Raw genomic sequence first — 15,796 nt, 5'->3', positions numbered from 1 at the left:
CAGCGCAAGGCCATCTTCAACAAACCAGCATCATATTATCCGAAAAGGGGGTCCCTCTTCGACGCCGATCGGGGGTCCCTTTTGAACGCCGTTTGACACGACCGACACAGCCATCGCCACGCGCTGCCGTTCCCGAAACCGCCCCTGCCTGGCTAGCGGGCAGCACTGCTGCGGAAGGCCGACCTTTATGGCGCCGGCGAACTGATGCTGGTGAACATCCTCCACGACCGTCAGGCACTGCGGCAACACGACCCAGTCGCTGAACGCAGCCCGGCCGCGCCTCTTCGCAAAGAAGCGCGGCCGGGCCAGAAAAAGGCGGATAGGCCCCGCGTGACTGCGCTCCAGAACGTAAACCTCGGATTCTCCGGACGCATTGCCTGCCGGGATATGGCCGAAAATGCTTAGACGGGGCGATCCAGAAAAGCCTTGGAAATCAGCCATTTTCTAGACCTAAACCTTTTCCAGCGAGGTTTAGGTGAAAAGAGACAAAAGCCGATCAGAGACTGAATTTGGCGGTCCCGGCCGTCTCCGGGGTTTAGGTGCCACTGGCAAAACCCCGCGAAAGCTGGGGATTTTCGCCCCACCCAAGGGCCATCTTATTGATTCGCAATGAGATATTGGCGGAGCGGGAGGGATTCGAACCCTCGATACGGTTTTGCCGTATACTCACTTTCCAGGCGAGCGCCTTCGACCACTCGGCCACCGCTCCGCATGCCTTGGACGAGCGCCCCTAATCGGTTGGCAAGGCTTTCGCAAGTCGCATGGACGTGGCAGACAGGCCCGATGAGACATCTGTTCCTGGCCGCAGTCGCCGCCTCGCTCGCCATTCCGTCGCACGCGCAGCAGGCGGAACCGCCGGCGCCGGGCGAGATCGTGGCGGCCGCTCCGGACGAAGCGTGGATCGCCATCGCGCCTACGGACCTGCTCGTGATGGACCTGGCCCCCGATGCGAAGGGGCAGCCTCGGCGCGTCATCATCCAACTTATGCCCGCGCCGTTCAGCCAGGGATGGATCGACAATATCCGCAAACTCGCCGCCGCGCATTGGTGGGACGGCACCGCCGTCACCCGCGTGCAGGACAATTATGTCGCGCAATGGGGCGATCCGACCGAAGCGAAACCGCTGCCGGAAGGGCTGACGGTGGTGCCGGAGAGCGAGTATGTCGTGGACGCGAAAACGGCCGCGGGTTGGTCGGCGGCACGGGCCATGCGCGTTTCGGCGTCGGTGACCGCCGATCCCTATGCCCCGAGCCAGGCGCTTTGGGGATGGCCTATTGCGCACGGTGAGAATGGAGAGATATGGCCCGTCCATTGCTATGCCATGGTCGGCGTCGGTCGCAACATGTCGCCCGATACCGGCTCCGGAGCCGAACTCTATACGGTGATCGGCCACGCGCCGCGCCATCTCGACCGCAACATCGCGCTCGTCGGACGCGTCGTGAGCGGGATCGAGCATCTGTCGAGCCTGCCGCGCGGGACGGGCCCGCTGGGCGTCTATGAGCGAGCGGAGGAGCGCGTGCCGATCCTGTCGATCCGGCTCGCCAGCGATCTGCCCGCAGTCCAGCGACCGCGGTTCGAATATCTGTCGACCGAGAGCGAAAGCTTCGCGCGCTATGCCGACGCGCGCGCCAATCGCCGCGATGCCTTTTTTATCCGGCCGGCGGGCGGCGCCGACATCTGCAATATCCCGATCCCGATCCGCCCCACCGCCCAGAAATAGTCGGCATGGAGGATTTCACTGTCACCGCGCCGCTCTGGCGTTGGCGATCGGCGACGGGGCCTGCCGTCTGGCATTTCCTTACGATCGGGGGCGAGGCGGCCGATGGCATCAGGCTGGCGGCGCTCGGCGGGCAATGGCTGGATGGGCGCCGCGGGTTCGGATCGGCGAAAGTGCGCGCGACGATCGGCGATACGCGTTGGAACACGTCGGTCTTTCCGCATCGCGAAAGCGGTGGCTGGCTGTTGCCGGTCAAGGCTACGGTGCGAAAGGCCGAAGAGCTGGCCGAGGGCGATGCGGTAACTGTGACGGTCAGTCTTTAGCCGGGCTTTCAGCCTTCGCCTCGCGCGCCTTTGCCTTGCGCTTGCGCAGGTTGGCGCGCAGCGCTTCGGCCAGACGGCGCTCGCGTTCGAGGTCGGCGGGGGAGGGCGGCTGACTCATGCACCGGCCATGCCCGCGAAATCCGCACGACGTCAAGCCTCGCAGCTTGACAGGCGCGGGACGCCCCGCCATAGGCCGCGCCTGCCCCGCGACGTCGTCGCCGCGGCCGGCCGGCGCTGCTGTAGCTCAGTGGTAGAGCACTCCCTTGGTAAGGGAGAGGTCGACAGTTCAATCCTGTCCAGCAGCACCATATTTTTCAGATTTTCGTCGCCAGCAGCCAGTCGTGGAACAGCTTCACGGCGGGCTGGCGCAGCGCGCGCGGGCGGCAGACGAACCAATAGCTGTAGCTGCTGTCGACGTCGAAATCGAACAGGCGCACGAGCCGCGGGTCCTGCGCGTCGTCGAAATGGTGCGCGTGCATGAAGGCGACGCCGATGCCCTGCGCCGCGGCTTCCAGGATCAGCGGCCCCGAATCGAAGAAATCGACCCCCGCCGGTTCCAGATAGGGCATGCCGATCGCCTGCCGCCATTCGCTGAAGGTTTCGGGCATCTCGCGATGCAGCAGGATGGTCATCCGCTGAAGCTGTTCAGGCACCGTGATCGGGCGGTCGCCGTCGGTCAGCGCGCGCGATGCGATGGGGAACACCTTGTTCTGATCGAGCCGGGCCGCGTAGAGTGCTGGATCGATCGCGCGCGCCAGAGCGATCGCCGCGTCGATCCCTTCGCCCAGCCGCGCCTCGGCGTGCGACATGGTGTCGATGTCGATATGCAGTTCGGGATGCTGCTGCCGTAGCGCGGGCAGTCGCGGGAAAAGCCGCTGCTGCGCAAAGAGCGGCAGGACGTTGAGATGCAGGCGGAGCGAAGCTTCCGGGCTGCCGGCGCGGACGAGCACCGACCGCAGATCATCGAGGATCGGGCCGAGCTGATCCTGCAACTGACGCCCGGTTTCGGTGAGCTTCAGGCCATGATGATGCCGATTGAACAGCGGGCGGCCGACCGCATGCTCGAGCGTCTGGATACGCCGCGACAGTGCTGGCATCGACAGGCCGAGTTCGCTCGCGGCGGCTTTCACCGTGCCGTGGCGCGCGACCTCCAGAAAAGCCTCCATGCTGCTGAGGGGGGGAAGGCGTTGCATCATCGTCTCCTGACGGCGCTGATGGCATGGCCTTGGCAAGCTTGCCAGAATTTTGTGCGGCGCGTCATCGATCGTTCCGCCGCGGGGGGTGAAATCGGGGAACGATCCTCCTATCTTCCCCGTTCTGACCATTTTGCGGGAGACGGGTATTGGCCGACGCACCGGTGAAGGAAAAGCAGGTCAAGCTGCAGGTCGCGACGCTGCGCGCGGAAGAGAGCGGCGCGGGCATCGCGCGCATTCCGCGGTCTGCGATGGCCGCGCTCGGCGTGACCGAGGGCGATGTGGTGCAGATCAGCGGCAAGCGTGACACTGCGTCGCGGATCGTCGCCCCCTATCCCGAGGATGAAGGGTTGGAAGTGATCCGCCTCGACGGCCTGCAACGCGCCAATGCGGGCGCCGGTGCCGGCGACGTGGTGATGCTGAGCCGGGTGGAGATGCGTCCGGCAACGCGCGTCGTCTTTGCCCCGGCGCAGGAGAATCTGCGGCTTCAGGGATCGGCGATGGCGCTCAAGCGCAGCTTTTTCGGGCGGCCGCTCGTCGCCGGCGACACGGTGGCGACCGCGGGGCAGCAGCGCCTGCCTTCGGGCGATATGCCGCCGCAGCTCCGCCAGATGCTGAACGCGCCCGCCTATGCACTGGCCGAGGTACGCCTGCTCGTCGTGTCGGCGACCCCGAAAGGCGTCGTTTTCATCGACGAAAACACCGAAGTCGAACTGCTCTCCGAATATCAGGAGCCGCAGGATGCGCGCCGCACCGACGTCACCTATGACGACCTCGGCGGGCTCGGCGAGACGATCGACCAGCTTCGCGAGATGGTCGAACTGCCGCTGCGATATCCCGAACTGTTCCGGCGGCTGGGCGTCGATCCGCCGCGCGGGGTGCTGCTCCACGGGCCGCCGGGTACCGGCAAGACGCGGCTGGCGCGCGCGGTTGCGAATGAAAGCGACGCGCAATTCTTCCTGATCAACGGCCCGGAGATCATGGGCAGCGCCTATGGCGAGTCCGAAAAGCGGCTGCGCGAGATTTTCGAGCAGGCGACCAAGGCGGCGCCGTCGATCCTGTTCATCGACGAGATCGATTCGATCGCGCCGAAGCGCGGGCAGGTGACGGGCGAGGCCGAGAAGCGGATCGTCGCGCAGCTCCTGACATTGATGGACGGACTCGAACCGCGGACGAACCTCGTCGTCATCGCGGCGACCAATCGTCCCGATGCGATCGACGAGGCGCTGCGCCGTCCGGGCCGCTTCGACCGCGAGATCGTGATCGGCGTTCCCGACGAAAAGGGGCGGCGCGAGATATTGGGCATCCACACTCGCGGCATGCCGCTGGGCGAGGATGTCGACCTCGACGAACTCGCGCGCACGACTTTCGGTTTCGTCGGCGCCGACATGGCGGCGCTGACCCGCGAGGCGGCGATCGAGGCGGTGCGGCGCATCATGCCCAAGCTCAACCTCGAGGACGGGACGATCCCGCCCGAGGTGCTGGAAGAGGTGCGGGTGACGCGCGACGATTTCCTGAACGCGCTGAAACGCGTGCAGCCGTCGGCGATGCGCGAGGTGATGGTGCAGGCGCCCCGGACGCGCTGGAGCGATATCGGCGGCCTCGACGCCGCGCGTGACAAGATGATCGAGGGCATCGAACTGCCGCTCAAGCATCCCGAGGCGTTCCGCCGGCTCGGTATCCGCCCTGCCAAGGGCTTTCTGCTCTATGGCCCGCCGGGCACAGGCAAGACGCTGCTTGCCAAGGCGGCGGCGCGCGAATCGGACGCGAATTTCATCGCGATCAAGTCGTCCGACCTGCTGTCAAAATGGTATGGCGAGAGCGAGCAGCAGATCGCGCGATTGTTCGCGCGGGCGCGGGCGGTGGCGCCGACGATCGTCTTCATCGACGAACTCGACAGCCTCGTTCCCGCGCGCGGTGGCGGCGGGGCGGGCGAGCCGCAGGTGACCGAACGCGTCGTCAACACGATCCTCGCCGAGATGGACGGGATAGAGGAGATGCAGTCGGTCGTTGTCATTGGCGCGACCAATCGCCCGACCCTGATCGACCCGGCGCTGCTGCGTCCTGGCCGGCTCGACGAACTGATCTATGTCTCGGTACCTAACGCCGAGGGGCGGCGACGCATCCTGGAAATCCATACCGGCCGGATGCCGCTCGCGGACGATGTATCGCTCGACACGCTCGCCGAGCGGACCGAGCGCTTCACCGGCGCGGATCTCGAGGATCTGGTGCGCCGCGCGGGGCTTGCGGCGCTCAAGCGCTCGCTCGACAGCGACATCGTGACGATGGCCGATTTCGAGGCCGCGCTGAAGGACACGCGCGCCTCGGTCACCGAGGCGATGGAGCGCGATTACGAAAAGATCCAGGGCGAGATCAAGCAGCAGGCGATGAGCGTCGATCCGATCGGCTTCTTCGCGCCGGGCATGCTCAAGCCGGTCCGCGAGCAGAAGCACGGCGGCGAGGCAGAGGCCAAGGATTGATTCAGGCCTGGGGCTGGTGGCCCTCCTGCTGGAGGGCCGACCAGCCCCACAGCACCAGCCAGCCGCAGAACAGCGCCATCAGGCCGTAGGACACCATCGCGTGCCAGTTGTAGAGCAGCACGCCGACCGCGGGTGAGACGATGTAGGCCGAGCCGTTGATCGACGCGGTCATGCCGGCGACGCTGCCCTGGTCGCGGCGTGAGACCGAGAGCGAGGCTCCCGCCGTGAAACCCGGCCGGAACAGCCCGAAGCCGAGCGAGGCGAGGGCGAAGCCGATGACGATCGCGTGCAGATCCTGCGCCAGCCCGGTCAGCAGGATGCCGGCCGCGCCGAGCGCCGCGCCGTACAGGACGGTGGTGCGCGGCGTCATCTTCAGCAGCGGGATCAGCCCCCATTGCGCGAGCAGGGTCGCAAAGGCGCCGGCCATCAGTACGATGCCGGTGATCGCCGCCCCCTCGTCGGGCTTGAGGCGAAGGTGCAGCCGGTCGAGGATCAGGAAGCCGATGACTCCCAGCATCATCGCTTGCGCCTGGCCGCCGAAGAAGCCGGCGAGCAGCCATGGCCGCACGCGCGGGTCGCGCCAGCCCAGCGCCTTTTGCGTCGAGGGATCGCGGTCGTTCTCGTCCTCCGCGGTCGGTTCGGCCGGGCCGGCGGACAGCGGGTAGGGGGCGATCGCACCGCGAGCGGCGAATCGCGGCGTGTCGTTGGGCAGGCGCCAGCGCAGCATCACCAGCACGATCAGGCCGATGAGCGCGAAGACGAGCAGCGGCCCCGCGAGTCCGACGAAGGGCAGGATGAAGAAGGGCGCAATCGCCGGTCCGATCACGGTGCCGAGCCCGAAGGAGGAGGAGACGAGCGATAGCGCCTGCGTGCGTTCCTCGGCATCGGTGCGCGCGGCGACATAGGCCTGCACCGCGGGCGGCGAGGCCGAACCGAGCCCGCCATAAAGGCTGCGAAACAGCGCGAAGAGGATGAAGGTCGTGCTCGCCGAGATCGCGCCGCTCAGCCCCGCCCACAGCGCAAGTCCGCACAGCGCCATTGAGGCGAGGAAGCCGACGATGCCGAGCGCCATCAGCGCCCGGCGCCCGCGCTTGTCCGACTGGCGCGCCCAGTGCGGTGCGGTCATCACCCACAGCAGCGCCGACCAGCTGAAGGCGAGGCTGACCCACACGTCGGGGATATGCAGCTTGGCGCCGATCGCCGGCAGGATCGACTGCATCGCGGTATTGCCGGCCGCGGCGACAAGCATGATAGCGAAAAGCACGGCCATGCGGTCGGAGGGAATCGAACGCGCTATCGCCGTCATGTCCGCCTCCTTTCGCCGCATGCCTGCCTCTCCCTACACGGGAAGCGCGCGCTGTCCAGCATCGGGCCAGACTCTTTCCTTGCGCCGGAGCCTCAACTTTGCCACGCAATTTCCGACCCTAACAATGCGAAAGCCATCATGACCAACCCCAGGGCGCAGGCCCATGAATCGAAGATCGCGCCGCTCAGCCGGATTCGCGAGCGGCTCAAGCGCGTATTCGGCCCGTGGGGCATGTTCATCCGAGGCTTCATCAAGCATCCGGTCATGGTGGGTTCGATCGTGCCGTCATCGCCGACGCTGATCCGCCACATGCTGCGGCCCGTCGACTGGAAGAACACGAAACTGTTCGTCGAATACGGCCCCGGCGTCGGCACCTTCTGTCGTCCGGTCCTCGAGCGGATGCCGGGCGACGCGACGTTGATCGCGATCGACACCAACGAGGATTTCATCGCCTATCTGCGCAAGGACATCCGCGACAGCCGCTTCATCGCGGTGCACGGGTCGGCCGCCGACGTCGAGGCGATCATCGCGGCGCACGGCTTCGACCAGGCCGATTATGTCCTGTCGGGTCTGCCCTTCTCGACGCTGCCCGCCGGAGTCGGTCCCGCGATAGCCGCCGCGACGCACCGCGTTCTGCGCCCCGGCGGCGCCTTCCTCGTCTATCAGTTCCGTGCCCGTGCGCGCGATTTCCTCGCCACGCATTTCCGGCGCATCGACAACGCCTTCGAATGGGTCAACGTCCCGCCCTGCTTCCTCTTCTGGGGCTGGAAGGACTGACCCTTTCAGATATCGGGGTCGGGATCGGCGAGACCGAAATTCAGCCGCCGCGATACCGTATAGTCGACGATGCCGACCACGAACCAGGCGAGCGTCCAGCGCAGCCGCGTCAGCCATCCGGCACGCGCCCGATGCGACAATCGGGTGACGATTGTGCAATCGGGTTCGAGGCCCGCTAGGAAATCGCGCATCCGCGCCGCGAATTTGGCATCGGCGATCCGCACCATGATTTCGACATTCAGGAACAGGCTGCGGACGTCGAAATTGGCCGATCCGATATAGACGACATTGTCGATGACGATCAGCTTCATGTGCAGCCGGCACGGCTGATATTCCCAGACCTCGGCTCGCCGGCGCAATAGATAGCCGTAGAGCAGCCGCGACGCGCCGATCGTCGCGGCATTGTCCGACCGCCCGGCCATGACGAAGCGCGCACGCCCCTGTCGCGCGACGCGTCCCAGCCGCCGCAGCATGCCTTGTCCCGGCGAAAAATAGGCCATCGCCATGTCGAGTCGCGCCGCGCCCTCCAGGTCGCTGCGCACTGCGCGCGCCCATGGCGACAGGCGCTGCGTCGGGCCGCCGACCAGCCAGGATATGGGGCCTTCCCGCTGCGGCCATGTGCGGATCAGGCGTCGCAGCATCAGCAGCTTGCCGTCGTGGTGCACGGTATAGGCGTGAAGCCGCTCGAACCATCGCGCCGCCTGGACGACGCTGGTCCCCTTGACGATCAGGCCGAGGTCGAACCAGCAATCGCGGTGCGGCTCGTCCAGATAGGTGTCGGCGATGTTAAATCCGCCGGTGACCGCGATGGCATCGTCGATCAGGATCAGCTTCTGGTGGTTGCGGATCAGATAGCTTGACCGCCAGCGTCGCGAGAAAAAGGTTACCTCGCCCCCCGCCGCGCGCAGCGGCGCGAACAGAGTGTCAGGCGTCGTCGCCGATCCGAAGCTGTCGATCACGGCGCGCACCCGAACCCCGCGCCGGGCCGCGGCGGTCAGGTCCGCGACCATCGCGCGTCCGGCGGAATCGTCGGCGAAGATATACATGACCAGGTCGATGTTCCGCACCGCCCCCGCGATCAGGTCGTGCAGTCGCTCGCGGCGCTCGCTGCCCGAGAAGAGCAGTTCGAGCCGATGGCCCGCGACGGCCGCGGTCAGCCGCCCCGGCATCGGGCTTTGATCGGCCGCTTCGGTCATCGCCCGGACATAGGCTGCGGGCGTCTCCGCGCAAGAGGGTCGCGACCACGAGGCGCTACGCTGCCGATGCCTCAGTCTTCCTGTCCGTAGCCCAGCGGCAGGCCGACCGTCAGCGTGGCTACATCGCACTTCATGGCCCGGCATAGCCTGATGAGCGCCACGAAGGTCAGATTATGCTCGCCGCGCTCGATTCGTCCGACATAGCTGCGATCAAGCCCCGCTTCGTGGGCAAGGCCTTCCTGCGACATGCCTAGCTCGCGCCTGCGAGCGCGAATGCGCTTGCCCAAGATGTCCAGATAGGGATCCACCCGCTCCAGTCACGGGATAGGTGACTATCGGTCCACGGAGTATTGATCCCTTTGTTAACCTTTGCGGCTTATTCGATTCGCAGTTTGACCGATGGAGGGTGAGATGAGGAATTGGAAAGCCGCTGCGGCCATCGCGGCATTCATGGTATATGGGACGGCGCAGGCGCAGACGGTCTTCCATTGGCCCGCGCCCGAAACGCAGCCGCTCGGGGAGGCCAAGCGTTACTATTTACCGATGGGAACGCCACTGATGTTGAAAACGCGCACGCAAATTTCGACCAAGGACAACAAGCCCGGCGATCGCGCGTATCTGGAGGTAGCCGAAAGCGTCAGTTTCCGCGGACAGATCATCGTCCCGATCGGTGCGCCTGTCGTTGCCGAGGTGTCGCGGGCGCAGCGTAACGGTCATGTCGGCAAAAAAGGAAAACTTGAGATCCGACTGCTTTATGCGGAAACGCCGAGCGGTCCCGTGCGCCTCACAGGAACATCCTATGACGAGGGCAAGAGCGGCACGGCGCTGTCGGTCGGCACGATGTTGTTCGCGTCGGCGCTGGGTGGTTTTTTCATTCATGGCCCAAGCGCCAGGATCGACGCGGGAACGCCCGTGGAGGCCTATCTCGCGGAACCGTTGCGATTCACCTGGTATCCGGAGCCGGGTCCCAAGATCGCGTTGATTCCGGCGCAGCCCGATTCATACGAAACGGCGCGCCCCGGCTTCTCTTCCTTGCAACAGCCGGTATCGCGAGCGGATTGACCTGCGATACGGGCGGGCCGTACGGGGCGGGGCGGTGGACCGGGCGCCTCATGTCGAACTCTACCGCCCCCCCCACGCCGCGCTCGATTGACATTTTGCCGGCTCCCTGCTAGCGCGCAGCGCTTGCCGCCACGCCTCTCCGGCTGGCCTCTCCTCAATCCAAGGAAACAACATGGCCCGCGTTACCGTCGAGGATTGCGTCGACAAAGTTCCCAACCGTTTCGATCTGGTCCTGCTGTCCGCGCACCGCGCGCGCGAGATTTCGGGCGGTTCGGAACTGACGATCGATCGCGACCGCGACAAGAATCCCGTCGTCGCGCTGCGCGAGATCGCCGAGCAGACCGTGCGTCCCGTCGACCTCAAGGACTCGCTCGTCGGCACGTTGCAGAAAGTGGTCGTCGATGATGACGATACGCCCGACGAAATCAGCTCGATCGCGCGCTCAGCCGAAGCGCTGCGCCTGACGGCCGCCGCGCCGCCGCGCAGCCCCGCTGGCGGCGGCGGCGACTTCGAATAAGCGCCGCGTCCGACGCATCGAAAAGGGCTCCGGGAAACCGGGGCCCTTTTTCGTTGCGCTATTGGATCACGGCAGCTGGATCAGTTCGGCGACGCGGATTGCGCGCGAGGCGAGCAAGGGTTCGAGGATGATGCCGATGCGGTGCGCCCGCTGCGACCGGGCGGTGATGTTGTAGAGGCTGTTCGCGACTACGTCGGCGATCTGCACGCCATCGGACCGCCGGCTGTCCGCAAGCGACGCGCGACCCCAGTGACCGAGCCCGGCCTGGATCGTGTCGCGCACGCGCGTCAGGATCGCGGGGTCATAGCGACCGTCGTCGATCACCACATCGGTGCACACGCCGCCCGTTTCGGGCAGCCAGTGGCCGACCGCGCTGTCGAGCAGCGCCGCGTAAAGGGCGAGGTCGCTCGGCGGGGTGCCGTTGGCATTCGGCAACAGCCGCTCGCGCTCGGCGACCGCGACCCAGGCGCGTCCACCGGCACGATCGAACAGTTCGAGCAGATAGGCACGCTCGGTCAGGCTGATCCGGCTGCCTTTCAGTTCGCCGCGCAGGCCCGTGACCGCACGAAAGCGCGCGTGGATCGCCGCCGCCGCCTCGGGGGTGAGCATCACCGCGGCAAAGGTCATCGCGCCGGCGTTGAGCCCGCCTGATTCGTCGCAATAAATCGTCATGATATGGCGAAGAGCATGGCCGGTCCGTCCGGTCCCGCCACGCTGCCCCCTTTTTCTCCGTGAACGCCCCGAGTCATCGTATCCGCATCATGGCGCATCAGGCGGGGCACGGATAGCGCTTCTTCATCAGGCCGTCGAAGGCGGCATAGACGCTTACCGACTTGCGCGTCTGCGGCGGGTAGGTGCGCAGATGCGCGAGCCATTCCTCGGGTGTCAGCGTGCCCGAAGCGGGAGGGCAACTTGTCGTCTTGCGCCCCGCCCGGCGTTCGGCGTCGATCCGCGCCTTGTAGCGCTTGCCGGCGGCGATCACCTCGCCCTTGAGCGCGCCCGCTTCGGGGGTGGCGAGCGCGAGAGGACCGAGGCGCAGCAGATTGTCGGCGCGCGCCAGAAAGGCTGCGACGCTCATGTCGCCGGGTGCCATGCCGCACAGCAACGCGGCGGTACCCAAGGCAACCGCCGCGCGTGCGCTTTGCCTCCGGATCACTCGCTGCACCCCGACATCATTTACCGAACGCCCCCAATCAGGGATCAGGCGCCCTGCGGATTGGCGTCGCCGAAGGGGCGCGGCTTGCGCTTGATCTGCGGCAGCGAACCGGCGTGACCCTGGATCGGCGTCCCGGGACGGCCCTGGTCATTCTCGCGGCCGATATCTTCGCCCTTGATCGCGCGGCGCGCTTCTTCGCCCGAAAGCGTCTCATATTCGAGCAGCGCCCCCGCGAGCAGGTGCAGTTCGTCGAGGTGATCGGTCAGCACCTGCCGCGCAACATTCTCGCCTTCCTCAACCAGTCGGCGGACCTCGGCGTCGATCAGCTTCGCGGTTTCTTCCGACATGTTCTGCGCCCGCGAAACGCTGTGGCCCAGGAACACCTCGTCCTGATTGTCGCGATAGCGCAGCCAGCCGAGCTTTTCCGACATGCCATATTCCATCACCATCGCGCGCGCCATGTCGGTCGCCTGCTGGATGTCGTTCGACGCGCCGGTGTTGAGTTCGTCCTTGCCATAGATGAGCTGTTCGGCGATGCGGCCGCCGAAGCAGAGCGCGAGCCGCGCCTTCATCTGCTTCATGTTCTGCGAATAGCGGTCGCGCTCGGGCAGGTTCCACGTCACGCCCAGCGCGCGGCCGCGCGGGATGATCGTCACCTTGTGCAGTGGATCGTTGCCCTCGACGTGCAGCGACACCAGCGCATGGCCGGCCTCGTGATAGGCGGTCGCCTTCTTCTCGTCCTCGGTCATCACCATCGAGCGGCGTTCGGCGCCCATCAGCACCTTGTCCTTGGCTTCCTCGAACTCGTCGCTGGCGATCAGGCGCTTGCCCTTGCGCGCGGCGAGCAGCGCCGCCTCGTTGGCGAGGTTGGCGAGGTCGGCGCCCGAGAATCCGGGGGTGCCGCGCGCGATCCGGCGCAGGTCGACGTCGGGCGCCAGCGGCTTCTTGCGCGTATGGACTTCCAGAATCTTGTGACGACCCTCGATGTCGGGGCGCGGCACGACGACCTGGCGGTCGAAGCGGCCGGGGCGCAGGAGGGCGGGATCGAGCACGTCGGGGCGGTTGGTCGCGGCGACGATAATGATCCCCTCGTTCGCTTCGAACCCGTCCATCTCGACGAGAAGCTGGTTCAGCGTCTGCTCGCGCTCGTCGTTGCCGTTGCCGAGGCCCGCGCCGCGATGGCGGCCGACCGCGTCGATCTCGTCGATGAAGACGATGCACGGTGCGTTGCGCTTCGCCTGTTCGAACATGTCGCGCACGCGGCTGGCGCCGACGCCGACGAACATCTCGACGAAGTCCGAGCCCGAAATGGTGAAGAAGGGGACGCCCGCCTCGCCCGCGATCGCGCGGGCGAGCAGCGTCTTGCCGGTGCCGGGCGAGCCGACGAGCAGCGCGCCCTTCGGAATCTGGCCGCCGAGCTTCGAGAATTTGCTCGGGTCTTTCAGGAACTCGACGATCTCCTGCAGTTCCTCGCGCGCCTCGTCGATGCCGGCGACGTCGTCGAAGGTGACGCGGCCCTGCTTTTCGGTAAGCATCTTGGCGCGCGACTTGCCGAAGCCCATCGCGCCCGACCCGTTGTTCTTCTGCACCTGGCGGAAGACGAAGAAGGCGACCGCGAGGATCAGCAGGAAGGGCAGCGACTGGACGAGTAGATACATCCAGAAGTTCGGCACTTCCTGCGGCTTGCCGTCATATTTGACGCCATTCTCGTTGAGCATCTTGAGCAGGTCGGGATCGCGGACGACATTGGCGGTGAAGCGGTCGCCGTTCGACATCGTGCCCGTCACCCGATCCTCGGACAGCACGACCTCCTTGACGGCACCTTCCTGCACCTTCTGCCGGAAATCGGAATAGGCGAGCGGGCTTCCCGCGGGCTGCGCGGCGCCGCCGAACATCGAGGCGACAAGGAGCATGGCGAGCAGGATGCCGCTCCAGATCATCACGCTCTTCATCCAGGGGTTGCCCTGCGGTTCCTTGTCGTCCTGCATGCGGAATCTTTCCAAAATCACATCGATCGCCGAAATCGCGCCAAAGGATGGTGTGCGATGCGATCAGGTTCCTAAGATAGGAGCATGGCGTTAAATGACAATGAGCCAATCGGTCCTATTGTCGCCTAGCGTAAAGCGGCGTTCAGCGGCGCGTTTTGCGGCGGGGCGCCGTGGAAATGCGCCAGGCGCGATGCTCGTCGGTCGCAATGGCGTCGATCAGCAGGCTGCCGACCATCGCCCGCCGGCCCGCGCGCATCGCCGCGATCACTCCATCGAGGGTGATACCGCGCAGCCCGAGGCGCGGGTCGTTCGCCTTCAGCCGTTGCTCGACGATGCGCCGGAACAGCTCGGGCGGATAGGCGCGGTCGCGGATGGTCGCGATGTCGTCGGCGTCGGGCCAGCACCCGATCGCGGCCGCGACCGCCCAATCGAGCGCCGCGTCGGCCTCCGCCAGCCAGCGCGCCGATCGCGCGGCGGCTTCGGCGTCGACGATGGTCTGCGAGGCGAGCGCCCGGCGAAGGCGCGCGCGGTCGAAGCGCGTGTCGGCGTTGGTCGAATCCTCGACGAACGGCAGGTCGGCCTCCAGCGCGACATGCGCCAGCTCGGCGCGGCGCCAGCCCAGCAGCGGGCGCAGCACCGCGCCGTTGCGCGCGCGGATCGCCGCCAGTCCGCCGACCCCGCTACTGCGGTTGAGCCGCATGATGATCGTTTCGAGCTGGTCGTCGGCGTGATGCGCGGTCAGCAGGAAGTCGATGCCGTTCGCCTCGCGCCACGCCTCGAGCAGCCGATAGCGTTCGGCGCGCGCCGCGGCCTGCAACGAACCGCGGATCGGGGCGGGGGGACGCAGCGTCGCGTGCGGAACATGTTCGCGCGCGCAGAAGCCCGCGACCATGCGCGCCTCGTCGGCGGATTCGCGGCGTAGCCCGTGATCGACCGTCGCGGCGTCGACCTGTCCGGGCAGCAGCGAGGTCGCGAGCCAGAGCAGCGCCATGCTGTCGGGCCCGCCCGAAACCGCGACGCCATAGTGACGTCTATGCCAATCGGGCCCCGCGACGAGCGCCAGATCCGACGCGAAACGCTCGACCGCGTCCGCGTCAGCAACCAGTTTTTGCTTTGGCGGCAGCTGCATCATCGCGGACATCCTTTGGCGCCTTGTCTCCATAGACTTCGTCGAGCTCGCGGAACGCCTTGCACGCGTCGGCCTTGCGTCCCAGCTTGTCGAGCGCGACCCCCATGTACATCAGACTGTGCGGTGCGCGGGCGCCGCTCGGCCGATCCTTGTAATTATTATAGAAAGCGACTGCGGCGAGGCTTGGCTTGCCTTCGTCGAGATAGGCGCGGCCGAGGAGGTTCTGCGCGTAGCTCGCGAGGCGGTGATTCGGCCATTTCGTGACCACCTGCTTCAACTGTGCTTCGGCCTCGGGGTAGAGCTTTGCCTCCCACAGGCGATAACCATAATTATAGCTGTCCTCGACCTCGTTGCCGGTCGCGGGAATCTCGACCTTCTTGACCAGCGCAAGCCGTGTGGCGTCGGGTGTGGTGGCTGCGGGTTTGGTCGTTGCCGGCTTCTTCGCCGGCGTCGCTGCGGCGGTGGTCGCGACCGTCGCGGGCGGCTTGACCGTGGGAGCCAGGCTGGCAGGTGTGCCCGTCACCTCGGACGCTTCGGGTGCTGCGAGGCGCTTGTCCGTTTCGGCCTTGTAGGCGTTGAATTTCTTTTCGAGTTCGCGAAGTTGGAAGGCGTTCTGCTCGGTTTGTCCGGTCAGGGTCTGGAGTTGCGCTTCGAGCGCATCGACGCGCGCGGTCAGGTCGATCACCGGCGCGCTGCTCTTGACCCGTTCGCCCGGCGTGTTGTCGGGTGCGATCTCGCCCTCGAAGAAGGCTGGGCTGCCGCCCGGGAACACCGACCGCTGGACGGCGCGCATTTCCTTCTCGAGCCGTTCGACCCGCTTGTCGATTCCGGCATCCTGCGCGAGCGTCGGCACCGAGGCCGAAAGCGCGATCGCGGCGGTTGCGAGAAAAGAGATATGACGCATCTTCATCTGCCGATAGGCCCCCACCAATTAACCTTGTTTGGCGTCCATA

Annotated in this window: 17 protein-coding genes and 2 tRNA genes; 7 read left to right on the top strand and 12 right to left on the bottom strand. The window is 66.3% G+C overall.

Translation table 11 applies throughout. The features are described 5' to 3' along the window. Positions 1-30: 30 nt before the first annotated feature. Entirely contained in the window at positions 31-441 is a 411-nt protein-coding gene (locus tag ABS88_RS10390; RefSeq protein WP_286749697.1) for a hypothetical protein, read from the bottom strand. A 177-nt stretch (positions 442-618) separates the two neighbouring features. After that, positions 619-709: transfer RNA gene (locus ABS88_RS10385), tRNA-Ser, on the bottom strand. Positions 710-783: 74 nt separating this feature from the next. On the opposite strand from ABS88_RS10385, the gene ABS88_RS10380 reads away from it, so the two are divergent. Together ABS88_RS10380 and ABS88_RS10375 are read left to right on the top strand one after the other, a co-directional pair. Next, the gene (locus ABS88_RS10380) at positions 784-1,719 is read left to right on the top strand and encodes a peptidylprolyl isomerase (RefSeq protein WP_067110793.1); all 936 of its coding nucleotides are present in this window, start codon (positions 784-786) and stop codon (positions 1,717-1,719) included. 5 nt (positions 1,720-1,724) lie between these two features. Beyond that, positions 1,725-2,039, top strand: coding sequence for a DUF1905 domain-containing protein (locus ABS88_RS10375; protein ID WP_082797145.1), 315 nt, complete (start codon positions 1,725-1,727; stop codon positions 2,037-2,039). Here the strand turns inward: ABS88_RS10375 and ABS88_RS10370 are convergent. Then, the gene (locus ABS88_RS10370) at positions 2,029-2,157 is read right to left on the bottom strand and encodes a hypothetical protein (protein ID WP_255211480.1); all 129 of its coding nucleotides are present in this window, start codon (positions 2,155-2,157) and stop codon (positions 2,029-2,031) included. The two genes, ABS88_RS10375 and ABS88_RS10370, sit on opposite strands and share 11 nt — an antisense overlap. A gap of 115 nt (positions 2,158-2,272) precedes the next feature. Here ABS88_RS10370 and ABS88_RS10365 point away from each other — a divergent pair. After that, positions 2,273-2,347 (top strand) — tRNA-Thr (locus ABS88_RS10365). Between the two features lie 6 nt (positions 2,348-2,353). On the opposite strand, the gene ABS88_RS10360 is transcribed toward ABS88_RS10365, so the two are convergent. Continuing rightward, positions 2,354-3,232, bottom strand: coding sequence for a LysR substrate-binding domain-containing protein (locus ABS88_RS10360; RefSeq protein WP_067110853.1), 879 nt, complete (start codon positions 3,230-3,232; stop codon positions 2,354-2,356). 149 nt (positions 3,233-3,381) lie between these two features. On the opposite strand from ABS88_RS10360, the gene ABS88_RS10355 reads away from it, so the two are divergent. Then, positions 3,382-5,712 carry a CDC48 family AAA ATPase gene (locus ABS88_RS10355; RefSeq protein WP_067110801.1) on the top strand — a complete coding sequence of 777 codons (2,331 nt, stop codon included), beginning with the start codon at positions 3,382-3,384 and terminating at the stop codon, positions 5,710-5,712. A 1-nt stretch (position 5,713) separates the two neighbouring features. Here the strand turns inward: ABS88_RS10355 and ABS88_RS10350 are convergent, their stop codons facing one another. After that, positions 5,714-7,018, bottom strand: a complete 1,305-nt coding sequence (locus ABS88_RS10350) for an MFS transporter (protein WP_067110855.1) — start codon at positions 7,016-7,018, stop codon at positions 5,714-5,716. A 138-nt stretch (positions 7,019-7,156) separates the two neighbouring features. On the opposite strand from ABS88_RS10350, the gene ABS88_RS10345 reads away from it, so the two are divergent. After that, complete coding sequence (locus ABS88_RS10345) at positions 7,157-7,795, top strand: class I SAM-dependent methyltransferase (protein ID WP_067110804.1); 639 nt, start codon at positions 7,157-7,159, stop codon at positions 7,793-7,795. Positions 7,796-7,800: 5 nt separating this feature from the next. Here the strand turns inward: ABS88_RS10345 and ABS88_RS10340 are convergent, their stop codons facing one another. Continuing rightward, positions 7,801-8,991, bottom strand: coding sequence for a phospholipase D-like domain-containing protein (locus ABS88_RS10340; protein WP_076075108.1), 1,191 nt, complete (start codon positions 8,989-8,991; stop codon positions 7,801-7,803). Between the two features lie 71 nt (positions 8,992-9,062). Next, a complete protein-coding gene (locus tag ABS88_RS10335; protein ID WP_067183305.1) occupies positions 9,063-9,299 on the bottom strand; it encodes a helix-turn-helix domain-containing protein in 237 nt (78 codons plus the stop codon). A gap of 103 nt (positions 9,300-9,402) precedes the next feature. On the opposite strand from ABS88_RS10335, the gene ABS88_RS10330 reads away from it, so the two are divergent. Next, positions 9,403-10,053 carry a hypothetical protein gene (locus ABS88_RS10330; protein WP_158682221.1) on the top strand — a complete coding sequence of 217 codons (651 nt, stop codon included), beginning with the start codon at positions 9,403-9,405 and terminating at the stop codon, positions 10,051-10,053. 172 nt (positions 10,054-10,225) lie between these two features. Beyond that, entirely contained in the window at positions 10,226-10,570 is a 345-nt protein-coding gene (gene rpoZ / locus ABS88_RS10325; RefSeq protein WP_067110812.1) for a DNA-directed RNA polymerase subunit omega, read from the top strand. 66 nt (positions 10,571-10,636) lie between these two features. Here rpoZ and ABS88_RS10320 read toward each other — a convergent pair whose 3' ends face one another. The 5 genes from ABS88_RS10320 to ABS88_RS10300 form a co-directional block, all read right to left on the bottom strand. Further along, a complete protein-coding gene (locus ABS88_RS10320; RefSeq protein ID WP_067110815.1) occupies positions 10,637-11,242 on the bottom strand; it encodes a DUF3800 domain-containing protein in 606 nt (201 codons plus the stop codon). Positions 11,243-11,339: 97 nt separating this feature from the next. After that, the gene (locus tag ABS88_RS10315) at positions 11,340-11,690 is read right to left on the bottom strand and encodes a hypothetical protein (RefSeq protein WP_244857854.1); all 351 of its coding nucleotides are present in this window, start codon (positions 11,688-11,690) and stop codon (positions 11,340-11,342) included. Between the two features lie 80 nt (positions 11,691-11,770). Beyond that, a complete protein-coding gene (gene ftsH / locus ABS88_RS10310; protein WP_067110822.1) occupies positions 11,771-13,714 on the bottom strand; it encodes an ATP-dependent zinc metalloprotease FtsH in 1,944 nt (647 codons plus the stop codon). 142 nt (positions 13,715-13,856) lie between these two features. After that, positions 13,857-14,846, bottom strand: a complete 990-nt coding sequence (tilS, locus tag ABS88_RS10305; protein WP_076077801.1) for a tRNA lysidine(34) synthetase TilS — start codon at positions 14,844-14,846, stop codon at positions 13,857-13,859. After that, positions 14,809-15,753 (bottom strand): YbgF trimerization domain-containing protein, encoded by a 945-nt coding sequence (locus ABS88_RS10300; protein WP_067110825.1) that lies wholly within the window; start codon positions 15,751-15,753, stop codon positions 14,809-14,811. The genes tilS and ABS88_RS10300 overlap by 38 nt, the downstream gene beginning before the upstream one ends. Positions 15,754-15,796: the final 43 nt, after the last annotated feature.

Source organism: Sphingopyxis sp. SCN 67-31, from assembly GCF_001725095.1.
Note: the sequence above shows the minus strand (reverse complement) of the source record. Positions and strands in the feature narration are given on the sequence as shown.